At 54.1% G+C, this 17,760-nt stretch carries 15 protein-coding genes; 12 read left to right on the top strand and 3 right to left on the bottom strand.

The features are described from left to right. Positions 1 to 11: 11 nt before the first annotated feature. The 8 genes from mreD (at position 12) to LVJ85_RS07695 (ending at position 10,925) form a co-directional block, all read left to right on the top strand. Positions 12 to 512: a rod shape-determining protein MreD gene (mreD, locus tag LVJ85_RS07730; RefSeq protein ID WP_244738503.1), complete on the top strand. Its 501-nt coding sequence runs from the start codon at positions 12 to 14 to the stop codon at positions 510 to 512. A gap of 11 nt (positions 513 to 523) precedes the next feature. Further along, entirely contained in the window at positions 524 to 2,581 is a 2,058-nt protein-coding gene (gene mrdA / locus LVJ85_RS07725; protein ID WP_244743126.1) for a penicillin-binding protein 2, read from the top strand. Continuing rightward, positions 2,578 to 3,684 carry a rod shape-determining protein RodA gene (gene rodA, locus LVJ85_RS07720; RefSeq protein ID WP_244738502.1) on the top strand — a complete coding sequence of 369 codons (1,107 nt, stop codon included), beginning with the start codon at positions 2,578 to 2,580 and terminating at the stop codon, positions 3,682 to 3,684. Before mrdA ends, rodA begins: the two co-directional genes overlap by 4 nt. Before the next feature lie 67 nt (positions 3,685 to 3,751). Next, positions 3,752 to 4,411 carry a MarC family protein gene (locus tag LVJ85_RS07715; RefSeq protein ID WP_085362938.1) on the top strand — a complete coding sequence of 220 codons (660 nt, stop codon included), beginning with the start codon at positions 3,752 to 3,754 and terminating at the stop codon, positions 4,409 to 4,411. Positions 4,412 to 4,552: 141 nt separating this feature from the next. Beyond that, positions 4,553 to 7,300: a M16 family metallopeptidase gene (locus LVJ85_RS07710; protein WP_244738501.1), complete on the top strand. Its 2,748-nt coding sequence runs from the start codon at positions 4,553 to 4,555 to the stop codon at positions 7,298 to 7,300. 236 nt (positions 7,301 to 7,536) lie between these two features. Further along, a complete protein-coding gene (locus LVJ85_RS07705) occupies positions 7,537 to 8,658 on the top strand; it encodes an ABC transporter permease (RefSeq protein ID WP_244738496.1) in 1,122 nt (373 codons plus the stop codon). 53 nt (positions 8,659 to 8,711) lie between these two features. Then, entirely contained in the window at positions 8,712 to 9,365 is a 654-nt protein-coding gene (locus tag LVJ85_RS07700; protein ID WP_244738494.1) for a DNA alkylation repair protein, read from the top strand. Positions 9,366 to 9,467: 102 nt separating this feature from the next. Next, a complete protein-coding gene (locus LVJ85_RS07695; protein WP_244738492.1) occupies positions 9,468 to 10,925 on the top strand; it encodes an efflux transporter outer membrane subunit in 1,458 nt (485 codons plus the stop codon). A 195-nt stretch (positions 10,926 to 11,120) separates the two neighbouring features. Here the strand turns inward: LVJ85_RS07695 and nadE are convergent, their stop codons facing one another. Next, the gene (gene nadE, locus LVJ85_RS07690; RefSeq protein WP_244738490.1) at positions 11,121 to 11,915 is read right to left on the bottom strand and encodes an NAD(+) synthase; all 795 of its coding nucleotides are present in this window, start codon (positions 11,913 to 11,915) and stop codon (positions 11,121 to 11,123) included. Between the two features lie 400 nt (positions 11,916 to 12,315). On the opposite strand from nadE, the gene LVJ85_RS07685 reads away from it, so the two are divergent. The 4 genes from LVJ85_RS07685 (at position 12,316) to LVJ85_RS07670 (ending at position 15,566) form a co-directional block, all read left to right on the top strand. Continuing rightward, positions 12,316 to 13,857, top strand: a complete 1,542-nt coding sequence (locus tag LVJ85_RS07685; protein ID WP_244738486.1) for an OFA family MFS transporter — start codon at positions 12,316 to 12,318, stop codon at positions 13,855 to 13,857. Between the two features lie 175 nt (positions 13,858 to 14,032). Then, positions 14,033 to 14,581, top strand: a complete 549-nt coding sequence (locus LVJ85_RS07680; RefSeq protein ID WP_085362926.1) for a YqgE/AlgH family protein — start codon at positions 14,033 to 14,035, stop codon at positions 14,579 to 14,581. Beyond that, on the top strand, positions 14,574 to 15,044 hold the full coding sequence (ruvX, locus tag LVJ85_RS07675) for a Holliday junction resolvase RuvX (RefSeq protein WP_244738484.1): 471 nt from the start codon (positions 14,574 to 14,576) through the stop codon (positions 15,042 to 15,044). The genes LVJ85_RS07680 and ruvX overlap by 8 nt, the downstream gene beginning before the upstream one ends. A gap of 111 nt (positions 15,045 to 15,155) precedes the next feature. Further along, positions 15,156 to 15,566 carry a YidB family protein gene (locus tag LVJ85_RS07670; RefSeq protein WP_085362924.1) on the top strand — a complete coding sequence of 137 codons (411 nt, stop codon included), beginning with the start codon at positions 15,156 to 15,158 and terminating at the stop codon, positions 15,564 to 15,566. 246 nt (positions 15,567 to 15,812) lie between these two features. Here the strand turns inward: LVJ85_RS07670 and LVJ85_RS07660 are convergent, their stop codons facing one another. Then, positions 15,813 to 17,075, bottom strand: a complete 1,263-nt coding sequence (locus LVJ85_RS07660) for an RsmB/NOP family class I SAM-dependent RNA methyltransferase (RefSeq protein ID WP_244743124.1) — start codon at positions 17,073 to 17,075, stop codon at positions 15,813 to 15,815. A 173-nt stretch (positions 17,076 to 17,248) separates the two neighbouring features. Continuing rightward, on the bottom strand, positions 17,249 to 17,650 hold the full coding sequence (locus LVJ85_RS07655) for an RNA-binding S4 domain-containing protein (protein ID WP_115133272.1): 402 nt from the start codon (positions 17,648 to 17,650) through the stop codon (positions 17,249 to 17,251). Positions 17,651 to 17,760 lie beyond the last annotated feature (110 nt).

Raw genomic sequence — 17,760 nt, 5'->3', positions numbered from 1 at the left:
CTAGTCTTGCCATGACTGATTTTGAAGATTTCCACAACCGGGTGTCCAAACGCATCATATTATCCGGCTTCGTGTTTGCCATGTTGCTGGATTTTATGCCGTTTCCGTTTGACGTATTTTTTTGGCTGCCCGAATTTACCGCTTTGATTTTGCTGTATTGGGCATTGAATAAACCGCAATCGGTGGGCATCGGCATCGCTTTTCTCACCGGTTTGCTGGTGGACATCGGCACGGCATCTTTGCTGGGGCAACACGCGCTGGCTTATATGGTGATGGTGTTTTTTATCCAACAGCGGCAACGGCAGATTGTGTTGTACAGTTACGGTTTTCAAGCCGTTGCTGTATTGGCGGCCTTGTTGTGCAACCAAGCCGTGCTGGCTGTTGTGCGCCTGATGCACGACCAGCGTTTTGCCGAATGGCAGGTATTCGTTGCACCTTTTGTCGGCGCATTGCTGTGGCCGCTGTTAAGCAAAATTATGCTCTCCATTCTTAACTCACGCCGTTTACGTTGATGAACAACTACATGTACCGGCCGGGCAACGGCCATGATTACGATGTCGCCCGACACCAGCGCGATTTCCGATTGCGGCTGGTGTTGGCGTTTGTGCTGATTGTGGTTTTCTTCTCGGTTTTGCTCGGCCGTTTTGTTTATCTTCAAATTTTCAAACATCAAGATTATGTGGTTCAGGCCAATACCAACCGTATTTCTCTGGTGCCGACTGCGCCCATACGCGGCGAGATTGTCGATGTGAACGGTGTGGTATTGGCGCACAATTATCCGGCGTATTCGCTTGAAATAATGCCCCGCAAAGTGGAAGGGAAAATAGATGATTTAATCGAATCGCTGCGCCCTTATGTGGACATTACGCAGGGTGACTTGAAGCGTTTTAAAAAATTCCGTGCCGAATTCCGTTCTTATGAAAATATCCCCTTGAAACTCAAGCTTCATCCCGATGAAGCTGCCAAGCTGGCAGCCCAGCTTTACCGCTTTAAAGGCGTGGAAATCAATGCACGTACTTTCCGCGCTTACCGCTATCCCGAGTTGACGGCGCATTTTCTCGGCTATATCGGCCGTATCAGCGACCGCGATCAGAAAAAACTCGAAGAAGACAATCTTTCCGCGCTTTACCGCGGCAGCACCCATATCGGTAAATCGGGTTTGGAAAGCTTTTACGAACGCCAGCTTCACGGCTTGCCGGGTTATCAGGAAGTGGAAAAAGATGCCTACGGCAATATCGTCCGCGTGATGAAAACCGTGCCGCCGAAAACCGGCCAGATTTTGCGCTTGGCTATGGACATCCGTTTGCAGCAGGAAGCCGACAGGCTGATGGACGGCCGCCGCGGTGCGATGGTGGCGATTAATCCGCAAACGGGCGGAGTGTTGGCGTTTGTGTCCAAACCTTCTTTCGACCCCAATCTGTTTATCGACGGCATCGACAGCGATACTTGGAAGGCATTGAACGAAGACTGGCAGAAACCCTTGATTAACCGGGTAACGCAGGGGCTGTATCCGCCCGGTTCGACGTTTAAGCCTTTTATGGGTATGGCTTTGCTGGAAAACGGCAAGATTACCCAAACCACGATTGTGCCGGCGCCGGGCGCATGGAGCATTCCCGGTTCGCGCCATTTGTTTCGCGATTCGGTGCGCAGCGGACATGGTTCGGCCAATTTGAGCAAAGCCATTCAGGTTTCTTCCGATACGTTTTTCTACCGCTTGGGCTATGAAGTGGGGATTGATAAAACCTCGCCTTATTTGGCCGAGTTCGGTTTGGGTTCGCCAACGGGCATCGATTTGCCGCACGAATACAAAGGCGTGCTGCCGTCGCGCGAATGGAAAGCCAAGCGTTTTGCCAAGTCTAAAGACCCGAAAGCGCGCGCATGGAATCCTGCCGAGATGGTATCGGTGAGTATCGGGCAGGGCTACAACGCCTACACGCCGCTTCAGATGGTTCATGCAACGGCTTCTTTGGCCAACAACGGTGTGGTGTACCGCCCGCATTTGGTGAAAGAATTGCTTGATCACGAACGCCGTGAAATCACGCTCATCGACCCCAAGCCGGAGCGGACGATTCCGTTCAAACGGGAAAATTTCGACTATATCAAGGAAGCGATGGCCAAAGTGTTGCAGGGCGGCACGGCAAGGCGTATCAGCCACGGCCTGCAATATACAATGGGCGGCAAAACCGGTACGGCACAGGTAGTGCAGATTAAACAGGGCGCGCGCTATAACGCGGCGGCATTGGCCGAGCAACACCGCGACCATGCTTGGTTTATTTCTTTTGCGCCGGTGGAGCAGCCGCAGATTGCGATTGCGGTGTTGCTGGAAAACGGCGGCTGGGGCGCCAATGCCGCTCCTTTGGCCCGCGCGTTGAGCGACTATTACCTGCTGACCTTGCAGGGAGGCAAGGCAGGCAAAGATGCAGTGATTCAGACGGCCTCGGCGCCTCATCTCAATCAAGCATCAAGCCATGCGCCGCTGACTGCATCAAGTGCGCCGTTGATGCAGTCGGAGCCGTCGCCGTTCCGACAGGCTTATCAAAGTGTGGCAGGCGTTCAGACGGCCTCGGGAGCAGCACCATGAATATGAATGAAGAAACACTGTTGGGCAGAATCCGGCGCGTGGTGTGGGAGCCTATGGATCCGTGGCTGTTTTATGCCATGTTGGCGATTTACATCATGAGCCTGTTTCTGCTGTATTCCGCCGACGGGCAGGAAATCGGCCAGCTTGAAAACAAAACCGTACACACGGTATTGGCGTTTATTTTGCTGTGGTTTATCGCACGGGCGAAGCCGCAGACTTTATCTGCATTTGCACCGCCTATGTATGCCTTGGGCGTGGTGTTGCTGTTGGGCGTGCATTTTTTCGGCGTAACGGTCAACGGCTCGACCCGCTGGCTGAATATCGGTATCGGGCGCATACAGCCGTCTGAAATCATGAAAATAGCTTTGCCGATGATGGTGGCGTGGTATTTTCAGAAATACGAAATGTCGTTGCGTTGGTATCACTACGTCGGCGCGCTGCTGCTGGTGATGATTCCCGGCCTGCTGATTTTGAAGCAGCCCGATTTGGGTACGGCCACGCTGATTATGGCTTCCGGCCTGTTTGTGATTTTCTTTGCCGGTTTGCCGTGGAAAGTGATTTTTACCGCGCTGGTCGGCTTTTTGGCCGCGCTGCCGCTGATTTGGAACTACGGCATGCACGACTACCAAAAAACGCGCGTGCTGACCCTGCTTGATCCGACCAAAGACCCGCTGGGCGCGGGCTACCATATTTTGCAGTCGATGATTGCCATCGGTTCGGGCGGTATTTGGGGCAAAGGCTGGCTCAACGGTACGCAAACCCATTTGGACTACATTCCCGAAGCCACCACCGACTTCATCTTCGCCGTGTACGGAGAAGAATTCGGCTTGATCGGCAATGTGTTGCTGCTGGCGATTTACCTGCTGATTTTGGGGCGCGGCCTCTACATTGCCGCCAAAGCGCCCACTTTATACAGCCGGACTTTAGCCGGTGCGCTCACGATGACGTTTTTCTGCTATGCTTTTGTCAATATGGGCATGGTCAGCGGCATTCTTCCCGTGGTGGGCGTACCCTTGCCGCTGGTCAGCTACGGCGGCACGGCTACCTTATCCATTATGGTGGTGCTGGCATTGCTGATGGGCATTGGCAACCAGCGGCGTTGAGTGCTTCCGCAGCCGCAGAGGCCGTCTGAAAACACAATATCAAACAACAATAAAAAGGCTAATACACATGATAGGCATGGAAATCGGCAAGCTGATTTTGGCGTTTATGGTGCTGATCAACCCGTTTGGCGCACTGTCGATTTATTTGGATTTAACCCGCAACCTCAGCACGCGGGAGCGCCGCAAAGTGGCGCAGGTGGCCTCGGCTACCGTGATGATTGTGATTACTGCGTTTTGCTTAACCGGCGGAGCTATCTTGAAGCTTTTCGGCATCAGCGTCGGCGCGTTTCAGGTGGGCGGCGGCATTTTGGTGCTGCTGATTGCCATTTCGATGATGAACGGCGGCAACAATCCCGCCAAGCCCGATGTCGGCACGGGGGAGGACAACGATATTACCATCCGCCCCAAAGCCGCCCAGAGCATAGGCGCGATTGCCGTAGTGCCGCTGGCGATTCCGATGATGATCGGGCCGGGCGGCATTTCTACCGTGATTATTTATGCTTCGGCGGCCAAACATTACCGCGATACGCTGATGATTTTGGCGGCAGGTTTGGTAATCAGCCTGATTTGTTACGGCGTGTTGATGGCTGCTACTTATGTGAGCAAAAAGCTCGGCGATACCGGTTTGACCATTCTCAACCGCGTGATGGGCATGCTGCTGGCGGCGGTTTCCGTAGAAATCATCGTGGCTGGCTTGAAAGCCTTGTTTCCGCAGTTGGCGGTTTAAGATAAGTTGAGGCCGTCTGAAAACTTTTCAGACGGCCTCGGTAACACATCAGGCATCATGCCTGAACAATATTAAAAAATAAAAAGCACGGATGCCATTGTTTGCGGCACCGACCGAATAAAATACCGACACATTACAAAAATGCGACTCATACGTTTTTTACTGCTTGCCGCAGTGCTTCTCTCTGCCGCTTTCGTGCGCGCGGGTAAAGTGGAGCATGTCGAAGGCAAACTCGACAACGGCTTGATTTATCACATTTTCAATGTGCCTTCCGCCGAACGCAGGTTGGTTTTGCGTTTGCAGGTAGAAGCCGGAGCCGCAGATGAAGATGGCGGCGAGGAAGGCATCGCCCACATCACCGAACACATGGTGTTTCAAAGCTCGACGGCTTTTCCGCAAGGCTTGTCGGCTCATCTGAATCAGGAAGGCTGGCAGCTCGGCCGCCACTACAACGCCCAAACCGGCTACCGTTTTACCCGCTATCTGCTCACGCCGCCGCAGGGCAGGCGCCAGCTTGAAGACGCTTTGGCGGTTTACCGGCAGATTCTTTCCCTGCAAAACTTCTCGCCTGCCGATTGGCACAAAGAGCAGCAAGTGATTCTGGCAGAGTGGCGCCAGCAGCAAACGCTAGCCAACCGTCTGAGCCGCCGGCATCACGCTTTGCTGCACAGCGGTTCGCGCAGCGGCCGTTATGCGCCCATCGGCAGCCGCGATGCGATTGAAAACGCGCAGATTGCTACGGCAAACCGTTTTCACGGCAAATGGTATGGCAGCAATAATGCCGTGCTGGTTATCGTTGGCGACATCAATCCCAAAAAAGCCGCCGCTGCCGTTGAAGCCGCATTAGGCCGTCTGAAACCGATCAGCCTGCCCGTGCGCAATGCCGCCGAATACGAACCCAAGCCGCACGCGCAGCCGCAGCAGTATATTACCGATAAAGACAATACCGAAAACAAACTGTCGCTGGTGTTCCGTTTCAACAATGCCGCGTCGCAAGAAAACAGCGATGCCGGCCTTTATCAGCGGCTGCTGGATAATTTTGCCGCGCACATTATCAACACGCGTTTGCAGGCGGAAGGCGGGACTGTGGCCATGAAGTTCGGCGACCTCGGCAAGCAAACAGGCTCGCTCGGCTTCTATACCGATGTTCCGCCGGGCGGGCATCAAGAGGCTTTGGCTGCGTTGCACCGCCTGCTTGAAAACGTGAAGCAGCAGCCCGCGTCAGACAGCGAAACCGCCGCCTACCGCAAAATCGTGCACAACCATTTGAGCCGTCAAGACGCATTGCCCGACGATTTCCCCAACATCGTTCAGACGGCAGATGAAACCGCGCTTGCCGGTAAACGCGTGCCTTCTGCCGCGCTGAGAGTCGCCGAACGCGGGCAGCTTTACCGCGTGAATGCCCAAGCCGTGAACCGCCGCATTTTGGAATGGCTGGATTCGGCCGACAAACTCGTGATGATGCAGACGGCAGCGTCGGAGCCGCAAAACGCAACCGCGCCAGACAAGCCGCTTGCTGAGTCTAAGGCCAAGATGCCGTCTGAAAAAACAGTGCCGCAGCGTGCGCATATCCGCCCCGTTACGCCCGAGCGAATTATTCCGAAGGTAGCAGCGAAAAATATTTTCCCTACGCACAAAGGGCAGGGCAGCGTCGTCTCGAAAAGCTATGATAAAGACAACGCCGTTACCTATTTGAAATTCAGCAACGGCGACCACATTGCGATTCTGCATCATGCCGTTGCAGGCAAAAAACTGTATTTCAAAGCCGTGGCCGACACCGGCTATCTGCAACGCGGCGTGAATGCTTGGCAGGCGCAGTTGGCGGCCGATATTGTGAACCGTTCCGCTCCAGAAGGTTTCGACAAAGCTGCCTTCAAACAATGGCAGCGCCAACACGGCATCCAATACCGTTATCAGCTCGACAGCGACCGCCAAAGCGTAGATGCGCAAGTGTCCGAAACCGCATTGGAGATGCTGCTGCAACTCTACCGCGGCCGCCAAACCGCGCCCGCCACCGACGGCTGGCAAGCAGAGCTGGAAGCCGAAGCCGTGCGCTTGCCGGTGTATCTGCAATCCGTGCCCGGCAAGCAGGAGCAGGAATTAGAGATACTGCGTTACGGCCAAACCGAAATCCGCCCTCAAAACAGCGGCGAAATCCGCGCCGTGACGCAGCACGACATCGTGCAACAATGGCGCAGGCTGGCAGCCAAGCCGGTGAATTACTATATTGTGAGCAGCATGCCGTCTGAAAAAATCATGCCTCTACTCACACAATATCTGGCCGACATTCCCCGCAGCCCTGCCGAAAACGTTAACAGGCCGCTGCTGGAAGGGGCGACCTTGCGCCGCGCCCACATCAACGATATCGACGGCACAGACGTTAACGCTTGGTCGTGGCAGCCGTTTTACGATTGGACGCCCGATACTTCGGAGCAGATTCCGCTGCTGGTCAATCTTGCCAATGCGCGTTTGAAAGACGAATTGCGCAGCCGCAGCCAAAGCACATACAGCGTGAAATTCGCCGCGATGCCGCAGCCCGTTTACAACCGCGTGGAAAGCAATCTGTTTTTCAGCACGCCGCCCGACAAAGCCGCCGAAGCATGGGAAACCGCCCAGCAGATTTTGCAGCGCCTTCCCGAAAACCTCACCAAAGCCGAGGCCGATAATCTGCAACAGCTGTTTATCGAGCAGGAAGCCAAACGCCGCCAAAACCCCGAAGTGTGGCTGGAGCGTTTGGCCGCCAGCCACAGGCACTACGGCGACGCCCGCTATCTGAGCCGCCTGCCGCAGCTGCACCGAACCATCATCCAAACCCGCCTGCGCCAAACGGCCAAGCTCTTGTGGTCAACCCAAAACGCGCGGGTGTTGCTGGTGGATCCGAGCCGGTGAGGGTAGGGAGGTTTCATCAAAGTTTCGCTGCCTTCCGTCATTAAGATGAATAAGTAGTGAAACATTTGCCGAATAAGGCCGTCTGAAAAAACGGGTAAGCTGTTTTTCAGACGGCCTTTTTTTGATACACGACAAGTTTCTTTGCTATATATGCTGAAAATCAGATTAATGGAGATAGTGTGCAAGAGTATGATAAGGATAAACATGAGGCCGTCTGAAAAAGCCGAAGGCGCTGTATGAGAATTTTCAAAAACATCTTCTACTTAGCACAAAAAGAACTCAGCAGCCTGTTTTCCGACGTGGTGCTGATGGTGCTGATTGTGTTTATGTTTACGGTTACGATTTTTTCCGCTGCCCAAATCGACCCGGGGGTGAAAAACGCCGCCGTGGCGGTGGTGGACGGCGACCGTTCGGCGCTTTCCTACCGCCTGCGCGATGCCGTGCGCGAGCCGTTTTTCCAGCCGCCGCAGGAAGTGGCGGCGGAAGCGGTGAATAAGGCGATGGACAAGGGCGAGTACATTTTTACTTTGGAAATTCCGCCGAACTTCGAGCGCGATGTGCTGATGGGGTGCAGCCCCGAATTACTGCTGCAAGTGGACGCCACCGCGATGTCGCAGGCAGGTTTGGGTGCGGCTTATCTGACCCGTATTCTAGAGCGCGAAACGACGGAGTTTGCGCGGCAGCAGTCGGCGGAAAAATGGCTGCCCGTGAAGCCGGTGATCCGTTCGCATTTCAACGCCAATGCAGAAGGCAGCTATTACGGGCCGCCGATGGAGTTGGGCAATATGGTGCTGGTGCTGGCGCTGATTCTGGTGGGTGCGGCAGTTATCCGCGAGCGCGAGCACGGCACCATCGAGCATTTGCTGGTGATGCCGGTGAACGCCGCCGAAATCATGCTCGCCAAAGTGCTGGCCAACAGCGCGATGATTTTGCTGGTGTCGATATTGGCGATGTGGGTGGTGGTAAAAGGCATACTCGGCGTGCCGATTTACGGTTCCATCATGCTCTACGGCTTCGGCGTGGCTGTGTATCTGTTTTCGATTGCCACGCTGGCGGTGATGCTTGCCACGATTGCGCCGAGCATGGCGCAGTTCGGCCTCTTGATGATTCCGCTGTACATGGTGCTGCTGCTGTTTTCCGGTGTGGCCTCGCCGCGCAACAATATGCCCGCAGCGGCGCAATGGATCAGCGAATATTGGCCGAGCACGCAGTTTATTCAGTTTGCCCAAAGCGTGCTGTTTCGCAATGCCGGCTTGAGCATCGTGTGGCCGCAGCTTTTGGCAATGGCTTTGACCGGCCTGCTGTTTTTGGCATTTGCGCTGATGCGGTTTAGAAAGATGCTGGAGCAGCAGGGCTGAGTGTTGAGAATGCGGACAAAGGCCGCTGAGGCCGTCTGAAAAAGGTGCATACGATGAATTACGAAGAACTGCTCGCTATCCTTATCCGCGAAGCCGACCCCGAACGCGCCGTGCCGATGAAAGCCTATATGAAACACCGTTTCGACTATCTCGGCATCAGCAAGCCGCGTTTGGCTCAAATCTGCAAGCCGTTGTTTAAAAATGCGGCGGCAGAAGAAGTTGACTGGCGGTTTGTCGAACAATGTTGGGCCGATCCGCATCGCGAGCTGCAATACTGTGCACTTGAGTATCTGAAAACCATGCAGAAAAAGCTCACGCCGCTTGACATTCCGCACCTGAAAAAGCTGATTACCGAAAAATCGTGGTGGGATACGGCGGACGTGCTCGACCGCATTGTCGGCGGCATCGCTTTGGTTTACCCCGAAACCAATGCCGTGCTGCTGGATTGGAGCAACAGCGGCAATATCTGGCTGCGGCGCGTCGCCATCGACCACCAGCTTTTGCGCAAAGACAAAACCGACACCGCGCTGCTGGAGCAAATTATCTGCAACAATCTGGAGCAAAAAGAATTTTTCATCAACAAAGCCATCGGCTGGGCTTTGCGCGATTACAGTAAAACCAACCCCGAATGGGTGCGGGCATTTATCGAACGGTACCGCAGCCGTATGGCGAAACTCAGTATCCGCGAGGCGGAGAAATATGTGTAAGCCGCATGACCGAAACAATCTGCACAAACGTTTTAGCGAAACTCACAAAGTTTGCTTTCAGACGGCCTCCTGCCTGTCTGAAAATAAAGATAAGGAAAAACTATGAAACCCCGTTTGAACCCTGTTGCAAGCAGCCTGATGTTGGCTTTGATGCTCGCCGCCTGCAAAAGCACCGTTGTGCCGCTCGACAGCAAAATCAATATTCCGCAAGCCTTCAGCCAAGCGGAAGCGGCGCGCGGCAGCGCGGAAATCGGCCGTTGGTGGCAGCATTGGAACGACCCTGTACTCAGCCGCTTAATCGAACAAGGCTTGCAGCAAAACCACGATATCCGTATTGCCCGCAGCCGTCTGAACGAAGCGCGCGCCATTTTGCGCTTGGCTGATGCCGACAAAGGCCCGACGGTCGGCGCGGGCGCGGAAGCATCGCGCCTCAACGCCCGCATCAGCAACCCGCTAAACGACGAAACCCGTGCCGTGCTGGGCAGGATTCCGCAGGCTGCCGATTTGGCGGGCGAGCGTTTCACGTTGAAAGGCAACAGCCTCACGGGCGGTTTTTCCGCATCGTGGGAGCCGGATATTTTCGGGCAGAAACGCAGCGATGCCGATGCCGCCGCTTATGCCGCGCTCGGCAGGCAGGAAGAAGTGTACGGTACGCAAGTGCTGATCGGCGGCGAAATTGCCGAGCATTATCTGCAAGCCCGCGCCGCCCAAGCGCGTTTGAAATCAGTCAACCGCAGTATCGCCACCGTGGAGCGGCTCGCGAAATATGTGCAAGGCCGTTTCAAAGCAGGCCACGTTACCGCTTATGAAGTGGACGAAGTGGCCACCAGACTTACTGCTTTACGCGCCAAACAAAGCACCATCGAATCGGAATACGCCGCCCATGTGCGCAGCATCGCCGTGCTTACCGGCCAAACCCCGCAAACATTTTCCCTGCCCGAAAGCAGCGTCAACATCTTAAGCGTGCAACCCGCCGCCCCGAGCGGCCAAACCCCGCAAGGCTTGCTTGAGCGCCGCCCCGACATCCGCGCCCATGCCGCGCAAGTGAACGCCTATGCCGCCAAGCTCGCCAGTGCCAAAGCCGATTTGTTACCGCGGTTTACCATCGAATTTTTGGGCAGGGGCACCATCAGTATCGACAGCGACAGCGATTTAAAAGGCTGGGGCAGCTTAATCAAAGCAGGCATCACAGTGCCGATTTTCACCAACGGACGCATCAAAGCCAATATCGCCGCCGCCGATGCACGGCTTCAGACGGCCTTATTGCAATACGACCAAAACATTCTCAAAGCCCTCGGCGAAGTGGACAGCGCATATCAGGCACACAGCGCGCTCACCCGCCAAAACACCTTGCTGGTTACCGCACACAAACAGGCGGTAAAGCAGGCGGGCGATGCCGAAAAACTGTTTAAATACGGCCAGAAAACGCTCGACAACGCCCTCTCCGCACGCCTGAACGAAGAAGCGATGCAGGAAAACCTGATTCAATCGCAACTGGCGCGCGCGCGGATGCTGGTCGGTTTGTATAAGGCGTTGGGCGGCGGTTGGGTCGGCGGGTAAGCTGTAAAAAGCTTTGATTAATTATATGTTGATTAATGCTTGAGGCCGTCTGAAAAACCTGCCAGTGAGTTTTGCTAAAACGAATTTTTCGGGCTTTACTACGAGAACTTTCAGACTTTACACAACCAATGCTTGTTACGCCAAAGGCCGTCTGAAATATTTTTTCAGACGGCCTTTTAAACGTCGGACGTTTTTTTAAGAAGAAATCAAATCATGCGGAATGGTGCAGACCGGAATCGGGTTGACCTTATGCTGCATGGCTTGGTGCAGGCGGGTGTAGATTTCCAGCACTTCGCGCTGGCGGCCTTCGAAGTCTTCCGGGCGGTTCCAGCCGTAAACGCTCATGGCCCATTCCAGCTCGGGGTAAGTGGCGCCCATTTGTTCTTCGTCGGTGCGGTCGGTGTCCCACAGGCCGTCGGTCGGTGCGGCCACTTGAATGGATTCAATCACGTTGAGCGTTGAGGCCAATTGGTAAACTTGGGTTTTCAGCAGGTCGCCGATAGGGTTGATATCGACGCCGCCGTCGCCGTATTTGGTGAAGAAGCCGACACCGAAATCTTCTACTTTGTTGCCGGTGCCGGTAACTAAAAAGCCGTTGATTTGTGCGTAGTAATAAAGGGTAAGCATACGCAGGCGCGAGCGGGTGTTGGCTAGGGCGAGCTGCTTGGCGGGATAGTCGTTTTCGTTTACTTCGACCGTTTCTGCAAAAGTGTCAAACGTAGGCGTGAGGTCGATATACATGCTCTGTACGTTGGGAAAACGCTGGTGAAGGTTTTCGATATGGGCTTTGGAACGGCTGCTTTGGTCAGCTTTTTGGCGGATGGGCATATCGAGCACCAAAGTCGGCAGGCCGGTGCGTGCGGCCAAAATGGATACGACTGCTGAATCCACACCGCCTGATACGCCCACTACAAAGCCTTTGGTTTTGGCTTTGGCTGCGTAGTCTTTCAACCAACCGACAATATGGTCGATAACGGCTTGTGTCTGCATAAGGTATCCTTTCGGGCTGTCGTTTCAGGGGGGTAAAGTTTATTGTAATATAACGTAATTTTAATATATGTAAAAGTAAAGAATGTAAAGCAGATGCTTTACATTGGAATGCTTGGAAATAATAATGTTGCAATTTATCGGCTTGAGGCCGTCTGAACTGTGTTCGACCCGTGTATGCGTAATAAGTTTCAGACGGCCTCAAGCTTGGCGGGCTGCATGAATTTGATGCATGTTGGGATGCAAATAAAATCACTGTCGGTTTCCGTAAAGGGAAGCGATGTTTTGATAAAATATGATTCATTTAAAAATGGTGTGGACGAAACGGCAGTGGTTTGTGCTTTGGCGCAGCGGCCAACTGTTTTTCATATCTCACACACATTCAATCATCCGAAGGAATTTCATGTCTTTTTTAGATAAAGCCAACACCGTGGCCGCTCCCGGCTTCAACCGGTGGCTGGTGCCGCCCGCCGCATTGGCGGTTCATTTGTCTATCGGGCAGATTTATGCCTATTCCGTGTTTAATGCCCCCCTTACCAAAATTATCGGCATCACCGAATCGGCTCCGGGCGACTGGAAGCTGACCACGGTGGGTTGGGTGTTCAGTATTGCTTTGGCGGTGCTGGGTGCGTCGGCGGCGATGTTCGGCACTTGGATGGAACGGGTAGGGCCGCGCAAAGCCATGTTTGTTGCCGCCTGCTGTTTCAGCTTGGGATTTTTGGTGTCGGCGCTGGGCGTTTACACCCATAATCTGTGGCTGCTGTATCTGGGCAACGGCGTACTCGGCGGCGTAGGCTTGGGCTTGGGCTACATCGGGCCGGTATCGACGCTGATGAAATGGTTTCCAGACAAACCGGGCATGGCAACGGGTTTGGCGATTATGGGATTCGGCGGCGGTGCGATGTTGGCCTCGCCTTTATCCGTGGCTTTGATGAACGCGTTTGGCAGCGCAAGCTCCACCGGCGTGGCGGAAACCTTTGTCGTGCTCGGTATTTTCTATTTTATTTTCATGCTCTTCGGCGTGTTTACCATCCGCGTGCCCGCCGAAGGCTGGAAACCCGAAGGTTTTGTGCCGCCGGCGAAGGCCAAGAAATTGGTCAGTAGCAGCCATGTAAATGCGGCGCAGGCGATTAAAACGCCGCAGTTTTGGCTGCTTTTCTGTATTTTGTGTTTGAACGTAACGGCGGGCATCGGCGTGTTGGGTCAGGCTTCGGTAATGATTCAGGAGCTGTTTTCCGAGGCTTCGGTAGGACAAGGCGCGGCGGTGGGCGTGGCGGCAGCAGCCGGTTTCGTGGGTTTGCTGAGCTTGTTTAATATGGGCGGCCGTTTTTTCTGGTCGAGCATTTCCGACAAAATCGGCCGCAAAAATACCTACACAATATTTTTTGTGTTGGGTTCGCTGCTTTATTTTGCCATTCCGTCTATCGGCGAGAGCGGCAGCAAGGCGCTGTTTGTGGTGGGTTTCTGCATCATTATGTCGATGTACGGCGGCGGTTTTGCGGCGATTCCGGCCTATCTGAAAGACTTGTTCGGCACTTACCAAGTGGGCGCGATTCACGGCCGTTTGCTGCTGGCGTGGTCGGCGGCGGCGGTACTCGGCCCCGTGTTGGTCAACTACATCCGTCAAGGCCAAATCGACAGCGGCGTACCGGCGGCACAGGCTTACAGCATTACCATGTATATCATGGCGGCGCTGTTGGTGGTGGGCTTGGTGTGCAATCTGCTCGTTAAACCCGTGCATGAAAAACACCACGATAAAAGTGTGAAAGACGCGGCGCAAAGTCATAACCCCGATGATGAAACCACGCTTTCCGATGCGTATCTCACTGCAGAAGAAGTGTCGCACGGCGGCGTGCGTGTGTGGTGGCGTTGGGCGTTGGCGGGCGTGCCGTTGCTGTACGGCGTGGTGATGGTGTTTGCCAAAGTGATGGATTTGTTCCGCTAGGTTTTTACCATTGGAGAACTCTGATTTTAAAAGTGAATTGAGGCCGTCTGAAAACCGATTTCAGACGGCCTCGATTCATTCGCATTCATCACAACGATTTTGCAGATTCCCCGCCTTGTAAAAAATCACATAAACCCCATTTCTACTTTTATTCACTGACTTTACGAGCGATAACATGAATCTCGCAGACCATTTTCTGGTAGCCATGCCGTCAATGGACGATCCGTTTTTTGAAGGCAGCGTCGTATATTTGTGCCAACACAACGAAGAAGGCGCGATGGGTATCGTGATCAACAAACCTTCTCCGGTAACGATGGATTTGATTTTCGCCGCCGCCGATACCAATATTCCCGAGCGTTTTCAAAACGAGTGGGTGATGATGGGCGGGCCTGTTCAAATCGACCGCGGCTATGTGGTGCACACGCCGGTGGGTAATTGGCAGAACAGCCTGATTGTGAACAGCGATGTGGCGCTGACGACTTCACGCGACATCATTGAAAATCTCGCGCAGCCCGATGCGGTGGATAAAGCCGTGGTCAGCATAGGCTATGCCAGCTGGGAAGCGGGGCAGTTGGAAGAAGAGCTGGCCGCCAATGCGTGGCTGACCGTGCCTGCCGACACCAAAATCCTGTTCGACCTGCCGTATGCCGACCGCTATGAAGCTGCGTTTGCCAAAGTCGGCATCAATCCCAGCCTGATTATGAACGGTGCCGGCCATGCTTAAAGCGCCGCGCGGCACAACGCTGGCGTTTGATTTCGGCGAAATGCGCATCGGTGTGGCCGAAGGCGATGCCGAAGTAGGCACGGCGCATCCCATCAGCACGGTAACGGGCGACAGCAACGATGCCAAGTTTGAAGCCATCGCCAAGCTCGTGAAAGAATGGCAGCCCAAACATTTCGTCGTCGGCTTGCCCGTTCACACCGACGGCACGGAACACGAGTTAACCCGCCTGAGCCGCAAATTCGGCCGCCGCCTGCACGGCCGTTTTAATCTGCCGGTGTATTGGGTGGACGAGCGTATGTCGTCGCTGTATGCGGAAAGCCTGCTGGCCGAAGCGCAGGTGTTCGGCAAAAAGCAGAAACAGGTGCTCGACCAAGTGGCCGCTCAAGCGATTTTGCAGGGCTTTTTTGAAGGCGGCGCGGCGGAATATTTCAACGGCAGAGAAGCAGACGGAGAGGCCGTCTGAAACTAACAATATTTTTCAGACGGCCTGCCTGAAATCAAATAAAGCAACTTATCCTTGCCTTATTTTTTGCTACACTTCCCATTTTTTCACCCACATAAGAGAGAACACATCATGGCTTTAATGGATTCATTGCTCAGCGCGGCAGCATCGGCCATCGGCGGCAGCAACCAGCAAAACACCGCGATTCAAATGGTTTTAGATTTAGTACGCCAAAGCGGCGGCGTCGGCAATTTGATCAACCAATTGCAGCAGGGCGGTTTGGGCGGCGCGTTGGAAAGCTGGATTTCCAACGGCAGCAACCAAAGCGTGTCCGGCAACGATTTGCAGTCCGCTTTGGGCAGCAGCCTGATCGACCAAATCGCCTCCAAGTTCGGCATGGAAGGCGGCCAAGCCAGTGATTTGTTGGCTCAATATCTGCCCAATTTGGTGGACAGCGCCACGCCAAACGGTTCGGCTCAAGACGCCGACGGTTTCGGCTTGGATGATTTGGCTTCTTTGGTATTGAAAAACCTGATGAAATAAGCCTGTTAGATAATATTGAGGCCGTCTGAAAATGTTTTCAGACGGCCTCAATGCTTCTGACTTTTATGATTTGACTAAACAATCAGCCTGAGACCTTTGCAAAACCCCATCTGCGGCGCATTTCTGCGTTGTACGCTGCTCGCTCGTTTACCTATCTATATGATATGTCTGCACTCGCTGCGCTGCTACGCCTTGAACTGCATCCGCATCTGGGGGTTTTGCAAAGGTCTCAGTCTTTACATTGCATCAGCCTTTACGCTGCATCACCGCGGCGAAGAAACCGTCGGTATGATGTTCCGCCGTATCCATGCGCAGGTATTTGCCGGTGTTCAAACCGTTCACTTTGGCGGCGCGCAGCAACTCGGCGCAGTCCAACAGTTCAAATTCAGGGTGTTCGCTTAAAAAACGCTCAACCTGTAATTCGTTTTCTTCCGGCAAGATGCTGCACGTTGCGTACACCAAGCGGCCTTGTGCTTTCACCAACGCTGCCGCCGCATTCAGAATGCTGTGTTGCTGTTCCAAAAGATTTGATACGGTTTCGGGCGATTGGCGGTATTTCAAATCGGGATTGCGGCGCAAGGTGCCGAGGCCGGAGCAGGGCGCATCAACCAGCACGCGGTCGGCTTTGCCGTTCAGACGGCCTATGCGCGGGTCGTGTTCGCTGCTGATTCGTTCGGGATGAATATTGGTCAGCCCGGCGCGCACCATGCGCGGTTTGAGGTTTGTCAAGCGTTTTTCGGCAATATCAAATGCGTAAATGCGGCCTTTATTCGCCATCATCGCGCCGATCGCCAGCGTTTTACCGCCGGCACCTGCGCAAAAATCCACCACCATTTCCCCGCGCTTGGCGCCGGTGAGCAAGGCGAGCAGTTGGCTGCCTTCGTCTTGAACTTCCAACGTGCCGTCCAAAAACAGAGGATGTTTGTTGAGCGCGGTTTTATCTTGAAGACGGATGCCCCAAGGAGAAAACGGCGTGGCTTCGGCGGCCAAACCCTTGTTTTGTAAACTTTCCAACACCTTATCGCGCTTGGCTTGCGCAATATTAACCCGCAAATCCAACGGGGCGGGGCGGCTGATGCTGCGTCCGAATGCGAGTATGGCTTCATCGCTGTAATGCGCCTGCAAGTGTTTGACCAGCCATTCAGGCAATTCCGCTGCTGTGTTGAGGCCGTCTGAAAACTCGGTTTTGCGGCTTTTCAGACGGCTTAAGAATTCCCGTTCTTCTTCGTTGATCAAATCGCTCAGTTGGCTGATGTTCGCACCGCGCCCCAGTACCAAAGCCGCCAGTGCCGCCGGTTTGGCTTGGGCATGAGGGCGGCGCAGTACGGCAGAAATCTTTTGATAATGGCGCAAGGCGGCAAATGCGGTTTCGGCGATTTCGTGGCGGTCTTGGCGGCCGAGTTTTTTATGTTCGCGGAAATAAACGGAAAGCACGGCATCGGCAGGCTGTTTGAACGTTAGCATGGCGGCGAGCACGGCGGCGGTGTGGTCAAGTTGGGCGGGAGTCATCATAGTGTTAGGGAAATATGAATATTGCGCGGATTATACGCAACAAATACTTGCTGCGTTGCGGATTAACGGTGTTGGTATCACATGAAGGCCGACGGTATTTTCAGACGGCCTAAACATGCGGATGTCGGTTGAAGATTATCTTTTTGGCGTTCAAAAGAAAGAATCCAGCGTTACCATTCGCCGCGCTTGATTTTTTCAATTTGGCGTCGGTCGCGTTTGGTTGGCCGTCCGTCGGGATACGCGGCACTCACGCGGCTGGCTTGGTCGAGCAGTTTTTGTGCCTCGCGTTTTTCGGCCGTCTGCTTGTCTTCTTCATACAGCAGCCGCGCTTCGGGAGCGGGGCGGCGCTGGTGGTTGAGCGCCAATACGGTGATTTTATAGGGCAGCGAGTTTAAAGTAAGGTCGATCACGTCGCCGGTGGCGATGTTTTTGCTGTTTTTCACTTTGGCACCATTCACCTGCACCCGACCAAGCTCGATATGCTTCTGGGCCAGCGCGCGGGTTTTGAAAAAACGCGCCGCCCACAGCCATTTATCCAGCCGCATTGCCGTATTGCTGTTGTCGTTTTTCATATTCGTGTCGTGTGATTGAAGTGTCGGCGAGTTTAGCATAAGATACAGGATTCGGTGCAGTGCGAGTATTTGCACTAAACCCCCGGAGAAATAGAGATAAAAGCCGTTTT

The organism is Neisseria sp. Dent CA1/247 (genome assembly GCF_022870825.1).
Classification (GTDB): Bacteria; Pseudomonadota; Gammaproteobacteria; order Burkholderiales; family Neisseriaceae; genus Neisseria; species Neisseria zoodegmatis.
The sequence above is the reverse complement of the archived record's forward strand: the minus strand, read 5'-3'. Positions and strand labels throughout refer to the sequence as shown.

Excerpts from the sequence above, each read along its gene's own strand:
- LVJ85_RS07695 (WP_244738492.1), top strand. The coding sequence starts at position 9,468 with ATGAAACCCCGTTTGAACCCTGTTGCAAGCAGCCTGATGTTGGCTTTG.
- LVJ85_RS07705 (WP_244738496.1), top strand. The coding sequence starts at position 7,537 with ATGAGAATTTTCAAAAACATCTTCTACTTAGCACAAAAAGAACTCAGC.
- mreD (WP_244738503.1), top strand. The coding sequence starts at position 12 with ATGACTGATTTTGAAGATTTCCACAACCGGGTGTCCAAACGCATCATA.
- LVJ85_RS07710 (WP_244738501.1), top strand. The coding sequence starts at position 4,553 with ATGCGACTCATACGTTTTTTACTGCTTGCCGCAGTGCTTCTCTCTGCC.
- LVJ85_RS07715 (WP_085362938.1), top strand. The coding sequence starts at position 3,752 with ATGATAGGCATGGAAATCGGCAAGCTGATTTTGGCGTTTATGGTGCTG.
- LVJ85_RS07680 (WP_085362926.1), top strand. The coding sequence starts at position 14,033 with ATGAATCTCGCAGACCATTTTCTGGTAGCCATGCCGTCAATGGACGAT.
- ruvX (WP_244738484.1), top strand. The coding sequence starts at position 14,574 with ATGCTTAAAGCGCCGCGCGGCACAACGCTGGCGTTTGATTTCGGCGAA.
- LVJ85_RS07700 (WP_244738494.1), top strand. The coding sequence starts at position 8,712 with ATGAATTACGAAGAACTGCTCGCTATCCTTATCCGCGAAGCCGACCCC.
- LVJ85_RS07685 (WP_244738486.1), top strand. The coding sequence starts at position 12,316 with ATGTCTTTTTTAGATAAAGCCAACACCGTGGCCGCTCCCGGCTTCAAC.
- mrdA (WP_244743126.1), top strand. The coding sequence starts at position 524 with ATGTACCGGCCGGGCAACGGCCATGATTACGATGTCGCCCGACACCAG.
- LVJ85_RS07670 (WP_085362924.1), top strand. The coding sequence starts at position 15,156 with ATGGCTTTAATGGATTCATTGCTCAGCGCGGCAGCATCGGCCATCGGC.
- nadE (WP_244738490.1), bottom strand. The coding sequence starts at position 11,915 with ATGCAGACACAAGCCGTTATCGACCATATTGTCGGTTGGTTGAAAGAC.
- rodA (WP_244738502.1), top strand. The coding sequence starts at position 2,578 with ATGAATATGAATGAAGAAACACTGTTGGGCAGAATCCGGCGCGTGGTG.
- LVJ85_RS07655 (WP_115133272.1), bottom strand. The coding sequence starts at position 17,650 with ATGAAAAACGACAACAGCAATACGGCAATGCGGCTGGATAAATGGCTG.
- LVJ85_RS07660 (WP_244743124.1), bottom strand. The coding sequence starts at position 17,075 with ATGACTCCCGCCCAACTTGACCACACCGCCGCCGTGCTCGCCGCCATG.